Genomic DNA, 12,999 nt, shown 5'->3' with positions numbered 1-12,999 from the left:
CTTCTAGCGGGGACGGAGGAAAGGGGCTAGATTGGTGTCAGGCTTGGGGAGGCTGGGATGGCACGATTTTCGATTGGAACGGCGATCGGCGAGGGCTTTGGCCTTGTCCGGCGACGGCCGTTTGCTGTGTTGGTCTGGGGGCTGCTTATGGCGGTGCCCTCGGTGGCGAGCCTGGCATTGGTCCTGCCGATGCTGGGCGGGATGTTCGCCTCGATGGCTTCAGGCATGTCCGATCCCGAACAGGTCCATAACGCCATGATGGCCGACATGGCGCAGGTTCAGGACATATCGTCGCTGCTGAATCTCGTGCAGCTGGTCGTGATGGTGGTCGTCTATACGGCGGTCATGCGTGCCGTCGTTCGGCCCCGCGAAACCGCCTTCTTCTCCTTGCGGCTCGGAATGGACGAACTGAGGGTCGCGGTCGTCGGTTTGGCATTGACTGTGGGCATCTGTCTGGGAGCCCTGGTCTTTGTTCTGTTGGGCGTCGGGATCGGGTTTGCGACCTGGGGCCTGGGTGAGCCCTACAACTGGCTGATCATTGTGGCCCTTTGCCTCGGCTTCGTTCTGGCGATCTGGCTTGGTACGGCGCGGGTCAGCCTGATCGCATCGGCCAGCGTCCTGCACCGGACCTTCGCCTTCGAACAGGGCTGGAAACTGGGCCGCGGCCGGACGGGTGCGCTGTTCGGCATGATGCTGGTCCTTGTCCTGATCATGCTGGTGGCGCAGGCCCTGTTGGTCGGCATCGGCTCGGCCGTCTTTATGGCTGCGGCCGGCGGTATGGACTGGTCGCGTATCCTGACGGCGATCGAGGAAAACCCGGTTACGGCACTGACGGCCCTGTTCAATGCCAACTGGCCATGGGTCACGCTCGCCGGCCTTGTCGTCGCGGCGCTCCACGGGGTCATTGTGACCTTGAGCATTGCGCCCTTCGCTTCGGCCTGTCGGCAGTTGTCCGCCGAGGTAGCGCCGGCGGCGGAAGAGGGTCACTGAAGCGGTCCGTGCGCACAGCCCACGGGATGAGCTAGGGTAGCCCGACAGTCGGGCGGGAGGATTCGATGGCGTTTTCAGCGACAGATGCTGTGTTCGAGGGCTTCAGGGTGGTGCGGCGGCAGCCGCTGACCCTGGTGTTCTGGTCCCTGTTCTATGCGGCGATCATGGTCGCGGCCTTCGCCATGATCGGCCCGTCCCTGATCGGTTTCGTCACGGCGACCGAACAGCTTGAGCAGTCCGGCGCGACCCCGACGATGGAGGATTTCGCGCCCCTGTTCCAGATGATGGGTCTGCTGTTCGCGGTTCTGCTGCCGGTCAGTCTGATTGCCAGCGCCATGATCTATGCCGCCGTAGCGCGCGCGGTCCTGCGGCCTGGGGAGAGCGCCTTCGGCTATCTGCGCCTCGGCATGGACGAGGTCCGGGTCCTGGTGGTGTCCGTGGTTCTGTTCCTCGTCTTTATGGCTCTGATATTCGTCCTGAGCGGGCTGATCGGCGTGGCGGTCGGTATGACGGTCGCTGCTGAGGCCCCGGCGCTTTGGCTTCTGGTGGTGCTGCTGGTCCTCGGGGCCATCGCCCTGTTCGCCTGGCTGTCCGTGCGCCTGAGCCTTGCGATCCCGATCACCATGGCCGAGCGGCGGATCGCGATCTTCGACTCCTTCGGTGTCACCAAGGGGCGTTTCTGGCCGCTGCTGGGTATGGCGCTGCTGGCCTGGTTCCTGAGCATGGTCGTCGGGCTGCTCGGCTCTTTGGTCGCCATGCCGCTGGAAATGGCAACCGGCGGGATGACGGCGCTGGAGGGTCTGGAAGACGAGAGCCTTCAGGTCATTCTCCAGGCGGCCTGGCCGGCGATCGCCGCCTGGATCCTGATCAATTCGGTGATGTCGGCCCTGCAGGTCGCGGTCGTCTATGCGCCGTTCTCGGCGGCCTATCGCGACATGAAGGCCGCAGCGTCGGAATAGGGTGCCTGTCGCAGTGTCCGACCGGCGAACTCTTCAGTCGCGCGGCCGTGGCCTGATCAATCTTCCCCGGCCTGCATCCATTGACCGCCGTCGCGGCCTCATGCCTGGACGGATCGTTGTCCGCTGACCCACGCCAAGGAGCGCCGCATGGCCGGTATTGAAATCTACGCCCAGCGCAAGCGGCGCCATCGGCGGACCTGGACGCTCGCCGCGATCGTGCTGGGGCTGGTCTTCATGGTCTGCGGAGAGGTCGGGGCCTATCTTCCGGCGGTCGCGACGGGCTTTGTGGAGCCCGGTGGCGGCGACGACGGCTGGCCGCAGATGGCCTATCAGCTCGGCGCTGCCTTCGGTCTGAGCGCCGTCCTTGTCCTGCTCTGGGCGTGGCTGTTCGAACGGCGCGGGCCGGCGGCCCTGGGTCTGAACGCCGATGGGCCGATGCGTTTCCTGCGCGGCTATCTGATCGGCCTGGCCTTTCTGGGCGGCGTGGTGGGCATCATCTGGGCGGCCGGGGGCTATGTGGTTGAGGGGGCCGGGGCGTTCGGCTCCGCCGCTGTCGGTGCCGCCCTGTTGCCGATCGGCGTGCTGATGCTGGGCTTCATCATCCAGGGATCGACGGAAGAGCTTCTGTTCCGCGGCTGGCTGATGCAGTTGATCGCCTCGCGGCACGGTCTGTGGATCGCGGTGATCGCCAACTCCGTGCTGTTCGCCCTGGCCCATGCCGGCAATATCGAGCCGTCAAACGAACTGTATGTCGGCCTCGCCAATATCGTTCTGTTCGGTCTGTTCATCAGCCTCTACGCCGTGCGCGAGGGCTCGTTGTGGGGTGTCTGCGGCTGGCATGCGGCGTGGAACTGGCTGTTGGGTCTCGGCTTCGGTCTGGAAGTGTCGGGCCAGGTGATCGCGACCACGCCGCTGGTCACGGACCTGACGGGTGCTCCCGGCGCGGCCTGGTGGCTGACCGGCGCAAGCTTCGGTCCGGAGGCCAGTCTGGTGACGACCGCCGTGCTGCTGATTGGCACGGTCGTGCTGATGGTGCGCGGCCGGACCCGCGACCATGGGGTGGAAGCGGCCCCCGACGCGGCTGTGGACGCGGCCTGAACCGTCAGGCGCTCTTCTTCAGTGACGCCACCCGCGCCTTGCGGCGGGTTTCGTGGCGGTCGAGGATTTCCTTGAGGTATTTGCCGGTCCAGCTGCGCGGATTGGCGGCGACCTGTTCGGGGGTGCCGACCGCGACGATCTCGCCACCGCCGTCGCCGCCCTCGGGGCCGAAGTCGAGCAGCCAGTCGGCGACCTTGATGACGTCGAGATTATGCTCGATCACGACGATGGTGTTGCCGTTGTCGACCAGCTCCTGAAGCACCTCGAGCAGCTTGCGCGTATCCTCGAAATGCAGGCCGGTCGTGGGCTCGTCGAGGATGTAGAGGGTCTTGCCGGTGGCCCGCTTGGACAGCTCCTTGGACAGTTTCACCCGCTGGGCCTCACCGCCCGAGAGGGTAGTCGCGGACTGGCCGACCTGGACATAGCCGAGGCCGACGCGGTTCAGGGTCAGCATCTTGTCGCGGATCGAGGGCACGGCCTTGAAGAAGGCGGCGGCCTCCTCGACCGTCATGTCGAGGACGTCGCTGATCGACTTGCCCTTGAAGACGATTTCCAGGGTCTCGCGGTTGTAGCGTTTGCCCTTGCAGACGTCGCAGGTGACATAGACGTCGGGCAGGAAATGCATCTCGATCTTGATCAGGCCGTCGCCCTGGCAGGCCTCGCAGCGGCCGCCCTTCACATTGAACGAGAAGCGACCGGGGCCGTAGCCGCGGGCCTTTGACTCGGGCAGGCCGGCATACCAGTCGCGGATCGGGCCGAAGGCCCCGGTGTAGGTGGCCGGGTTGGAACGCGGGGTGCGGCCGATGGGCGACTGGTCGATGTCGATGACCTTGTCGAACATCTCCAGCCCCTCGATCCGGTCGAAGGGGGCGGGGGCGTCCGAGGCGTTGTGAAGCCGGCGAGCGGCGGCCTTGTAGAGGGTCTCGATGGTGAAGGTCGATTTGCCGCCGCCGGACACGCCGGTGATGCAGGTGAAGACGCCGCCCGGAATCTCGCCGGTGACATTCTTCAGATTGTTGCCGGTGGCGCCGCTGATGCGCAGCATCCTCTTGCGGTCGATGGGGCGGCGGCCGTCGGCGGGCAGTTCGATCTCGCGCTCGCCGGTCAGGTATTTGGCGGTCAGGGAGTTCCCGTTGGCCATGACCTCGGCCGGGGTGCCCTGGGCGCAGACCTCGCCGCCGTGGACGCCGGCGGCGGGGCCCATGTCGATCACATAGTCGGCGGTGAGGATGGCTTCCTCGTCGTGCTCGACCACGAGGACGGAATTGCCGAGGTCGCGCAGGCCGCGCAGGCTTTCCAGCAGGCGGGAGTTGTCGCGCTGGTGCAGGCCGATGGACGGCTCGTCGAGGACATAGAGGACGCCGGTCAGGCCGGAGCCGATCTGGGAGGCCAGGCGGATACGCTGGCTTTCGCCGCCGGACAGGGTGCCCGAGGCGCGCGACAGGCTGAGATAGTCGAGGCCGACGTTGTTGAGGAAGCGCAGCCGGTCGGTGATCTCCTTCAGGATGCGGCGGCCGATCTCCATCTGTTTGTCGGTCAGTTTGCCGTCGAGCGCGGTGAACCAGTCGTGGGCGTGTTTGATCGACAGCCTGGAGACCTCGGCGATGTCCGTGGCCGCCACCTTGACCGCCAGGGCCTCTGGCTTGAGGCGTTTGCCGTGGCAGACCTCGCAGGGGGTCTCGGACTGAAAGCGCCCCAGTTCCTCGCGGACCCAGGCGGAGTCGGTCTCACGCCAGCGGCGCTCGAGATTCGGCAGGACGCCCTCGAAGGCCTTGGAGACCTCATATTTGCGGGCGTTGTCGTCATAGGTGAATTTGATCTTCTCGGAGCCGGTTCCGCGCAGGATGACGGTCCGGGCCTTCTCCGGCAGGTCGCGCCAGGCCAGGTCCATCGAGAAGCCGTAGTGGCGGCTGAGCGACTGCAGGGTCTGGGTGTAGAGCGGGGACGGACCGCGCGACCAGGGGGCGACGGCCCCCTTGTGCAGGGTCTTGTCGCGGTCGGGGATGACCAGGTCGGCGTCGAAGGCCAGTTTGACGCCGAGCCCGTCGCAGGCCGGGCAGGCGCCGAAAGGATTGTTGAACGAGAACAGCCGCGGCTCGATCTCGCTGATGGTGAAGCCCGAGACGGGGCAGGCGAATTTCTCGGAGAAGGTCAGGCGGCGCGGCTCCTTCTCGCCGTCCGCAACACTGGCCCATTCGGCCACGGCGATGCCATCGGCCAGACCGAGGGCGGTCTGCAGGCTGTCGGCGTAGCGGCTATCCAGCCCGGCCTTGGTGACGATCCGGTCCACTACAATGTCGATGTCGTGCTTGAACTTCTTGTCGAGGATCGGGGCGTCTTCGATGGCGTAGAATTCGCCGTCGATCTTGACGCGCTGGAAGCCCACGCGCTGCCACTCGGCCATTTCCTTGCGATATTCGCCCTTGCGGCCGCGCACGACGGGGGCCAGCAGCAGCAGGCGTTCGCCTTCGGGCAGGGCGCTCAGTTTGTCGACCATCATGGAGATGGTCTGGCTTTCAATCGGCAGGCCCGTGACGGGCGAATAGGGCACGCCGACGCGTGCCCAGAGCAGGCGCATATAGTCGTGGATCTCGGTTACCGTGCCGACGGTCGAGCGCGGGTTCTTCGAGGTCGTTTTCTGCTCGATGGAGATGGCGGGCGACAGGCCCTCGATCAGGTCGACGTCGGGTTTGCCCATCAGTTCGAGGAACTGGCGGGCGTAGGCGCTGAGCGACTCGACGTAACGGCGCTGGCCCTCGGCATAGATGGTGTCGAAGGCGAGCGAGCTTTTGCCGGAGCCGGACAGGCCGGTCATGACCACCAGCTTCTCGCGCGGGATGTCGAGGTCGACGCCCTTGAGATTGTGCTCCCGGGCTCCGCGAACGCGGATGAAATTATGCTTTTCGGTCATGGGGCCTGAAGGATGGGAGTCAGGGAGGGCGACAGAGCCGGGCAGGGCCCGACGCGAGCCCGCTATATGGGCATCAATTCGCGGGTTTCAGCAAGAACAATGCGGGAACAAGAGCCCTGCTACCGACCGCCAAAGGCATACCGTACGACCTGGAGGCGGCACGGGCGGTGCTGAAAGGGCTTGCGCCCCGGGGGCTTCACCCGCATTCTTCGTTTCTGCCTCGGTTCACCGGAGTTCGACGATCATGATCAGCGCCCTGGAAATCGGTTTCGCCCTTTTCGCGCCGCTGCTCGTGCTCGCCTGTGTGATGTCGCGGCCTCGCCCGGTGCCCGTGCGGATCCGCGCCCGGTCGCCTCGCGGTCCGCGCGGCTAAGAGGCCTTTGCGGTAACCTGATCAGAGACCGGCTCGGGATGTGTGGGCCGGGTTCACGCGCGGATTCACGCAGCGCCAGCCGCCGGGATAGACGATACAGGGTCAGGCAAGGCCGGGAACGGAGGGACGCCGGTCCCTTGTCAGCTCCAGCCCTCAACGGCACCGACACGACGCGTGGCGACCGAACTCGAGCCTGCGTTGGTGGGTTCCGCAGCCGGGCGGCCGAAGAGCCAGCCCTGGCCGTAGCCGACGCCGAGGCCCCGGATCGTCGTCTTCTGTTCTTCCGTCTCGATCATCTCCGCGATCGTCGCCATCTTCAGGTCTGCGCAGAGTTCGACCAGATGGGAGACGAGATCGCGAGCCCGCTGGTCGCTGACGATATCGCGCACGAACCGGCCGTCGATCTTGACGGTGTCGGCGGGCAAGCGGTGAAGATAGTCAAGAGACGCGGCACCGACGCCGAAATCATCGAGACAGACCCGGATGCCGGCCCGGCGCAGGCCGGAGAGCCGCCGCGCCGCAGCCTCGATATCGGCGACCGCCGCCGTTTCGGTCACCTCAATGAGAATTCGTTTCCGGATGTCCGGCGCGGAGGCTGTCAGCCGGAGCAAGCCGTCGACATAGCCGTCCGAGCCCAGCGAAGCGCCCGAGACATTGACCGCGATCTTCGTCAGGCCGAACCCGGGACGTCGCAGCTGCTGCAAGGTTTTTTCGACAACGGCGAGATCGAAGCCCTCGATCAGGCCCAGTTCCTCGGCGAGGCGAATGGAATCGGCGGGTCCGCGGGACCCGAACCGGGCGAGGGCCTCGAAATGATGGGTCACGCCGCTCACGAGATCGACGATCGGTTGGTATTCGAGGGTAAACTCCCGAGCCTGAACCATCGCACGGAAGCGGTCAGCCTGATCCAGGGTCCGCTTCAGGCTCTCCGACAGGGCGGCTCCGGCACCGTCGATTCCGCCCTCCCGAATGCAGGCCTCGAGAGCGAAGCGGAGCGCCCGCACGGTCGAATCCGCCGAGACGACCCCGGAGAGTGCGGCCTCGGTGGTCCGGACGATGAGTTCGAGCCCTTCGGCGGCTGCGGCGTCCCGGACCTCGGTCGCGAGGTCCGACTTGTCCTCCGATGCACGCACCAGGGCGAACCGTTCGGGTGTCAGCCGGGCTGCGGAAGATCCGTCGATGGACGAGGCCTGGAGGACCGCCGCGACCCGGGCCGCAGCGCGCTGTTGGGCCTCACCTTCCACGGCCAGTCCCGGGACATCGACGAAGGCGACCGCAAGGGCTGCGTTCGCTTCGAGGAGCGAGCCGCGGACGCGCGTCAGCAGACCGTCCGCGCTGAGCAGCTGGGGCGCTTCCGGGAGATCAAGGGTGAAGGGCGCACCGTCATAGGTGATGGAGCAGGAAACAGCCGGCGCGAGGTCGGGGAGCTGGAAAAAGCGCAGGCGGGCCTTGCGAACGCGGTCCGAACCACAGACCATCAACGCGTCGATCGGGGCAGTCCTGACACTCGGCCGGATTGACTTGAGTGCATCGGCGAGCTGCTTCTGACCCGCCTTGCCGACGAGATCGGTCAGCCGGGTTCCGGTCCAGCTCTCAACCACAGGACTTTGAGGACAGGGCCCGGCACCAAGCGCCAAGCTGATGCGACCGTCCGCATCGAGCTCAACAAGTGTATCTGCGGCGGCGAAGGCCATGCCGAGAAGACGGGACTTGGTGTTCATACCACCGGGTTACCGTATGGATATGAAGACACGTTCGACGAAAAGGATTAACGCCGCGGTTAAGCCTGTCGGTTGAAGGCGACTGCGCGCCCGTCGCTGGCGTTGGCCCGGCCAGATGCGCCGTAGGCAGAGGGGCTGCCGCGCTGGCCGGCGACCTCGGCGGCGATGGTGCGCACGAGGCCCTCCGAGACGATCCGGGCCGCCTCGACGGCGCGGGCGTGACGGTTCAGGACGGCCTCGAAGGCCGTGGTCGCCTGGATCAGCCGGGCCCTGTCTTCGGCGGAGGCGGCCGCGATCGAGGTGGGGTCTGCCTTCAGCTGGGCCGACTCCCGCCGGTAGGTATTGGCCAGGTCCTGGGTACCGACGAGGGCAGCGGCGGCGTCCTGCGGACGATTGGATTCAAAGACGCCCGATTCCTCGGTCAGCCGAGCGGTCAGCCGGTTTGTGAGGTCGATCAGCTGGCGGACACGGACGGTGGCGTTCAGCGCGGCGGCGTCGGTCATTGACCCTGCTCCTGCATCTTCAGCATCTGGGCGACGACCTGGTCGGCCAGGCCTATGCCCCCGCCGCGGACAGCCTGTTTGGCCATGGCATCGACGAGGAACCCTCGCCAGGTGCCCTCGGCTTCGCCGCCGCCGAAGGGGGCCTCGGTCGAAAGGCCCTCGAACATGGGCTTGAGCATCTGTGAGAGGAAGGAGGCTTCAAACGCCTCGGCCGTCTCGCGCATGCGGGCCGTGACGACGGCCGGCGCTGCAGCCGGGGGCAGGGTGGCGGGGGAAACGACCGGGACGCTCATCACATCACCTCGATTTCGGCCTGGAGGGCACCGGCGGCCTTGATGGCCTGAAGAATGCTGATCATGTCACGCGGGCTGACGCCGAGGGCGTTGAGGCCGTTGACCAGGGTCGAAAGCGAGGATCCACCGCGGACAATCCTCATCTCCCGGCCCAGTTCTTCCTCGATCACGATATCGGTCTGGGGGACGACGACGGTTTCGCCGCCGCGACTGAAGGGTTCGGGCTGGCTGACCGCGGAACTCTCCTGCACCGAGATGGTCAGATTGCCCTGGGCGATGGCGACGGTGGAGACGCGGACGGACTCCCCCATGACGATGACGCCATTGACCTCATCGATGATGACCCGGGCCGGGGTGTCGACCATGACCTCGAGGTTCTCGACCCGGCTGATGAAGCCTGCCATGCCCATCTGGCCGGGCGCGCGCAGGGCAACGACGGTGCCGTTCTCCGCCAGGGCGGTGTTCGGATAGACCTGGTTGATCGCGGCGGCCATGCGTTGGGCCGTGGTGAAATCGGGATTGCGCAGGGTCAGCCGGACCTCGTTCATGTTGGCGAGGTGAAAGCCGGTCTCGCGCTCGACCGTAGCGCCGGAGGCGATGCGGCCGGCCGTGGGGACGCCCCGGGTGACGGACGAGCCCGAGGACCCGCCGCCCGAAACCGCTCCGGTCTGGATCGATCCCTGTGCGACGGCATAGACTTGGCCATCGGCGCCCTGAAGGCTGGTCACAAGCAGGGTCCCGCCCAGCAGGCTCTTGGCGTCGCACATCGAGGCCACGCTGACGTCGATCCGGGCACCCGGCGTGGCGAAGGGCGGAAGCTCGGCCGTCACCATGATGGCGGCCAGGTTCTTGGCGTTGGCATTGGCCCCGCGAATATTCACGCCAAGCCGCTCGGTCATGCCTTCCAGCGACTGGCGGGTGAAGGGGCAGTTGCGCAAGGAGTCGCCGGTGCCGTTCAGGCCGACCACAAGGCCGTAGCCGACCAGCTGGTTGGAGCGCACGCCCTCAACCGCGGCGATATCCTTGATCCGCGACTGGGCCAGGGCTGGAGACGTGAGCCCGGCCAGGGCGGCGGCGGTCAGGATGGTGGCGAGCAGTTTCTGCATGGTCGGGGCGTCCGGAGCGGTTGCGCCGGGTCTCATGCCAATCCCGTGCCGCGAAGAAACTGTTGTAAAAACAGTGGTCAGGCGGTTGCTGAACGGACAGGAGACGGCAGAAACTGCCGGGCCGTTAACCAAACGGTGACGAGCGGGCGTCAAAGCTGGCTCATGAGCTGGAATCGCTTGCCATGAAGGTTACAGGCCCGTCCGGACCGTCGTCGTCACCGGGGCCCCGGGCCGCCCGCGCGAACGGCAGCTTTGCCGTGCCGACCGGCGCAACGACGTCCGGCGCCAGCGCGACGGTTTCCGCCCCCGCACCGTCCGCCGTTACCGATGCCGCGGCCCTGATGGCGCTGCAGGGGGTCGAGGATGCGACGGAACGCCGCCGTCGCGCGATCCGGCGTGGGGGTGGTCTGCTGGACCGGCTGGATGAGCTGAAACTGGCCTTGCTGGCGGGTGAGGCGGGCGACGGTGCCCTCGATCGGCTGACGCGGACGCTGCGTGAAGAGCGCCCGGATGACGCGGATGCCGCGTTGAACAGCCTGCTGGATCAGATCGATCTGCGGGCGGCTGTGGAACTGGCCAAGGCCGAGTTACGCCGCACTGCAACATAAACACCCGAAATTCCTTGTGAAACTCGGGTCCGGGCACCCCGGGTGATGAAGAAATGTCACGCTCGCGCGCTGACTGCAGGCTTCACAGGTCACGCCCGCGCGAGCGTTGTTGCCGCGACTCTCTGACCTCCCTATAGGCAGGGCTGCGCCACAGGGGGGCGCTGCTAAAGACCGTGAGTGCGAACTATGACCGCATTGGCGTCTGCGATTGTCGAGCCGGCCGGGTACAGGCCGTCCGACGACGAGCCGTTCATGAGCGAGCGGCAGCTGGCCTATTTCAAGGGCAAGCTGATGGACTGGAAGGATGATATCCTTCGCGAGTCCAAGGGGACTGTCGTCAATCTGAAGGCAGAGACGGAAAATCATCCGGATCTGGTCGACCGGGCCTCTTCGGAGTCCGATCGCGCCCTCGAACTGCGCACCCGCGACCGCCAGCGCAAATTGATCTCCAAGATCGATGAAGCGCTGCGCCGGATCGAGGACGGCTCCTATGGCTATTGCGAGGAGACCGGCGAGCCGATCAGCCTCGGACGGCTGGAAGCCCGCCCGACGGCGACGCTGTCGGTCGAGGCCCAGGAGCGGCACGAACGCCGTGAGCGCGTGCACCGGGACGACTGATCGGGTCACGACGCCTTGACTTGAGGGATGCGGAGCGCGACCTGTGCGCCCCGCGCTTCCAAGGTTCTTCGCATGTCCGTCAAGGTCCGTTTCGCCCCGTCGCCGACGGGTAAGCTGCACGTCGGCAATGTCCGCACCGCTCTCGTGAACTGGATGTTCGCGAAAGGGCAGGGCGGCAAGTTCGTGCTGCGTATCGACGACACCGACCTGGCCCGTTCCACCCCTGAATTCGAACAGGGGATCGAGGACGATCTGACCTGGCTCGGTCTGGTGTGGGACGAACGCTACAACCAGTCGAAGCGGTTCGACCGCTATGAGGAGGCGGCGGCGCGGCTGAAAGCCGCCGGTCGGCTCTACCCCTGTTACGACACGTCCGAAGAGCTGGATCGCCGCCGCAAGGTGCAGCTGTCGCGCGGCCTGCCGCCGATCTACGACCGCGCGGCGCTGGACCTGACCGATGCCGAGAAGGCAGCCTATGAGGCCGAGGGACGGCGACCGCACTGGCGCTTCAAGCTGGAGGGCCGCCGCGTGGCCTGGGAAGATCTGGCACGCGGCCATGCCGAGGTGGACACGACCTCAATGTCGGACCCGGTGCTGATCCGCGAGGACGGCCTGTTCCTCTACACCCTGCCGTCGGTCGTCGATGACATCGACATGGCCATCACCCACGTCATCCGCGGCGAGGACCACGTCACCAACACCGGGGCGCAGATCGAGATCTTCGAGGCCCTGGGCGCGACCGTGCCCGGCTTCGCCCATATGCCGCTGCTGGTGGGGGCCGATGGTCAGGCGCTGTCCAAACGGCTGGGCTCGCTGTCGATCGCGGAGATGCGCGACCAGGGCTATGAGCCGATCGCCATCACCAGCCATCTCGGCCGGATCGGCACGTCGGACCCGCTGGAAGTCGGGGCGTCGGTCGAGGCCCTCGGCAGCAGCTTCGCCTTTTCGAAAATGGGGCGTTCGCCGGCGCGTTATGACACGGCCGATCTGGATCGTCTGAACGCCCAGTCGCTGCATGTCATGGGTCATGCGGTCGCCCGGCCGAGGCTGGCCGAACTGGACGCCGATCTGGGCGAGGGCTTCTGGAACGGGGTGCGAGGCAACCTTCAGAAGTTCGGCGATGTCATTGAAATGGCGACGATCGTGCGGGGTCCGATCACGCCGGTGATCGAGGACGCGGCCTTTGCGGCGGCGGCGCTGGCGGCCCTGCCGGAGGTCATCGATGAGACCCTGTGGCCGGTGTGGACGAACGCGGTCAAGGAGGCCACGGGCGCCAAGGGCAAGGCCCTGTTCATGCCGCTGCGGATGATGATCACGGGCCAGTCGCATGGCCCGGACATGGCGACCCTGGCACCGATGATCGGGCGCGAGCGGATCGTGAAGCGGCTGAAGGGCGAGGCGGCCTGAGCAGGGCGGGTTTCGGCAACAAAAAAGGCCGCCCCTCGCAGGGCGGCCTTTGTCGTTCAGGGCCTGAAGGCGATCAGGCGTTGCAGGCTGCAATCTGTTCGGCCGACAGGGCGACGCCCTTGTAGCTGAACGACGACACGGCCCCGAGGCGGGCCACGACGCGGCGGCAGGCGCGGGTCGCGGGCTGGTTCGCGCCGCCGGTAGCGGTGCAGGTCGCGCCGGTGCAGCTCCAGGAGGCGCCGTCGATGATGGTGCGGGCGGCGGGCGCGCGCGCGGCGTCGACGAGGACAGCGCTGGTGGCAGGCGTCTGGGCGAAGGCCGGTGCGGCGGCGAGCAGGGCTGCGGCGAGGAGCAGAACACGCATGGGGAGGGTCTCCGGTGGCGCAGGACGACCATCCGTCCCGCTGACTTA

12 protein-coding genes are annotated in these 12,999 nt (G+C 66.6%); 6 read left to right on the top strand and 6 right to left on the bottom strand.

The annotated features are described in order from the left end of the window. Positions 1-57 precede the first annotated feature (57 nt). The 3 genes from Q0053_RS06185 (at position 58) to Q0053_RS06175 (ending at position 3,047) form a co-directional block, all read left to right on the top strand. Complete coding sequence (locus Q0053_RS06185; protein ID WP_298097477.1) at positions 58-990, top strand: hypothetical protein; 933 nt, start codon at positions 58-60, stop codon at positions 988-990. A gap of 65 nt (positions 991-1,055) precedes the next feature. Then, on the top strand, positions 1,056-1,949 hold the full coding sequence (locus Q0053_RS06180; protein WP_298097475.1) for a hypothetical protein: 894 nt from the start codon (positions 1,056-1,058) through the stop codon (positions 1,947-1,949). A 147-nt stretch (positions 1,950-2,096) separates the two neighbouring features. After that, positions 2,097-3,047 carry a CPBP family intramembrane glutamic endopeptidase gene (locus Q0053_RS06175; protein ID WP_298097473.1) on the top strand — a complete coding sequence of 317 codons (951 nt, stop codon included), beginning with the start codon at positions 2,097-2,099 and terminating at the stop codon, positions 3,045-3,047. A gap of 4 nt (positions 3,048-3,051) precedes the next feature. Here the strand turns inward: Q0053_RS06175 and uvrA are convergent, their stop codons facing one another. From uvrA to Q0053_RS06150, 5 genes are all read right to left on the bottom strand, one after another. Continuing rightward, positions 3,052-5,958 carry an excinuclease ABC subunit UvrA gene (gene uvrA, locus Q0053_RS06170; RefSeq protein ID WP_298097471.1) on the bottom strand — a complete coding sequence of 969 codons (2,907 nt, stop codon included), beginning with the start codon at positions 5,956-5,958 and terminating at the stop codon, positions 3,052-3,054. 513 nt (positions 5,959-6,471) lie between these two features. After that, a complete protein-coding gene (locus Q0053_RS06165; protein WP_298097468.1) occupies positions 6,472-8,052 on the bottom strand; it encodes an EAL domain-containing protein in 1,581 nt (526 codons plus the stop codon). 59 nt (positions 8,053-8,111) lie between these two features. Beyond that, entirely contained in the window at positions 8,112-8,555 is a 444-nt protein-coding gene (locus Q0053_RS06160; protein WP_298097465.1) for a flagellar basal-body protein FlbY, read from the bottom strand. Beyond that, positions 8,552-8,848 (bottom strand): rod-binding protein, encoded by a 297-nt coding sequence (locus tag Q0053_RS06155; protein ID WP_298097463.1) that lies wholly within the window; start codon positions 8,846-8,848, stop codon positions 8,552-8,554. The genes Q0053_RS06160 and Q0053_RS06155 overlap by 4 nt, the downstream gene beginning before the upstream one ends. Beyond that, positions 8,848-9,954, bottom strand: coding sequence for a flagellar basal body P-ring protein FlgI (locus Q0053_RS06150; protein WP_298097684.1), 1,107 nt, complete (start codon positions 9,952-9,954; stop codon positions 8,848-8,850). The genes Q0053_RS06155 and Q0053_RS06150 overlap by 1 nt, the downstream gene beginning before the upstream one ends. 182 nt (positions 9,955-10,136) lie before the next feature. Here Q0053_RS06150 and Q0053_RS06145 point away from each other — a divergent pair, with 182 nt between their 5' ends. The 3 genes from Q0053_RS06145 to gltX all read left to right on the top strand — a co-directional run bounded on the left by Q0053_RS06145 (position 10,137) and on the right by gltX (position 12,587). After that, a complete protein-coding gene (locus Q0053_RS06145) occupies positions 10,137-10,562 on the top strand; it encodes a flagellar assembly protein FliX (RefSeq protein WP_298097461.1) in 426 nt (141 codons plus the stop codon). A 186-nt stretch (positions 10,563-10,748) separates the two neighbouring features. Then, complete coding sequence (dksA, locus tag Q0053_RS06140; protein WP_298097458.1) at positions 10,749-11,180, top strand: RNA polymerase-binding protein DksA; 432 nt, start codon at positions 10,749-10,751, stop codon at positions 11,178-11,180. 72 nt (positions 11,181-11,252) lie between these two features. After that, entirely contained in the window at positions 11,253-12,587 is a 1,335-nt protein-coding gene (gene gltX, locus Q0053_RS06135; RefSeq protein WP_298097455.1) for a glutamate--tRNA ligase, read from the top strand. A gap of 73 nt (positions 12,588-12,660) precedes the next feature. Here the strand turns inward: gltX and Q0053_RS06130 are convergent, their stop codons facing one another. Next, positions 12,661-12,951, bottom strand: a complete 291-nt coding sequence (locus tag Q0053_RS06130) for a hypothetical protein (RefSeq protein WP_298097452.1) — start codon at positions 12,949-12,951, stop codon at positions 12,661-12,663. Between the last annotated feature and the right edge of the window lie 48 nt (positions 12,952-12,999).

Origin of the sequence: Brevundimonas sp., assembly GCF_027487935.1 — a bacterium.
Classification (GTDB): Bacteria; Pseudomonadota; Alphaproteobacteria; order Caulobacterales; family Caulobacteraceae; genus Brevundimonas.
Note: the sequence above shows the minus strand (reverse complement) of the source record. Positions and strands in the feature narration are given on the sequence as shown.

Coding starts and splice junctions, on each gene's coding strand:
- Q0053_RS06160 (WP_298097465.1), bottom strand. CDS start 8,555: ATGACCGACGCCGCCGCGCTGAACGCCACCGTCCGTGTCCGCCAGCTG.
- Q0053_RS06180 (WP_298097475.1), top strand. CDS start 1,056: ATGGCGTTTTCAGCGACAGATGCTGTGTTCGAGGGCTTCAGGGTGGTG.
- Q0053_RS06185 (WP_298097477.1), top strand. CDS start 58: ATGGCACGATTTTCGATTGGAACGGCGATCGGCGAGGGCTTTGGCCTT.
- Q0053_RS06155 (WP_298097463.1), bottom strand. CDS start 8,848: ATGAGCGTCCCGGTCGTTTCCCCCGCCACCCTGCCCCCGGCTGCAGCG.
- Q0053_RS06175 (WP_298097473.1), top strand. CDS start 2,097: ATGGCCGGTATTGAAATCTACGCCCAGCGCAAGCGGCGCCATCGGCGG.
- Q0053_RS06130 (WP_298097452.1), bottom strand. CDS start 12,951: ATGCGTGTTCTGCTCCTCGCCGCAGCCCTGCTCGCCGCCGCACCGGCC.
- uvrA (WP_298097471.1), bottom strand. CDS start 5,958: ATGACCGAAAAGCATAATTTCATCCGCGTTCGCGGAGCCCGGGAGCAC.
- dksA (WP_298097458.1), top strand. CDS start 10,749: ATGACCGCATTGGCGTCTGCGATTGTCGAGCCGGCCGGGTACAGGCCG.
- Q0053_RS06145 (WP_298097461.1), top strand. CDS start 10,137: ATGAAGGTTACAGGCCCGTCCGGACCGTCGTCGTCACCGGGGCCCCGG.
- gltX (WP_298097455.1), top strand. CDS start 11,253: ATGTCCGTCAAGGTCCGTTTCGCCCCGTCGCCGACGGGTAAGCTGCAC.
- Q0053_RS06165 (WP_298097468.1), bottom strand. CDS start 8,052: ATGAACACCAAGTCCCGTCTTCTCGGCATGGCCTTCGCCGCCGCAGAT.
- Q0053_RS06150 (WP_298097684.1), bottom strand. CDS start 9,954: ATGCAGAAACTGCTCGCCACCATCCTGACCGCCGCCGCCCTGGCCGGG.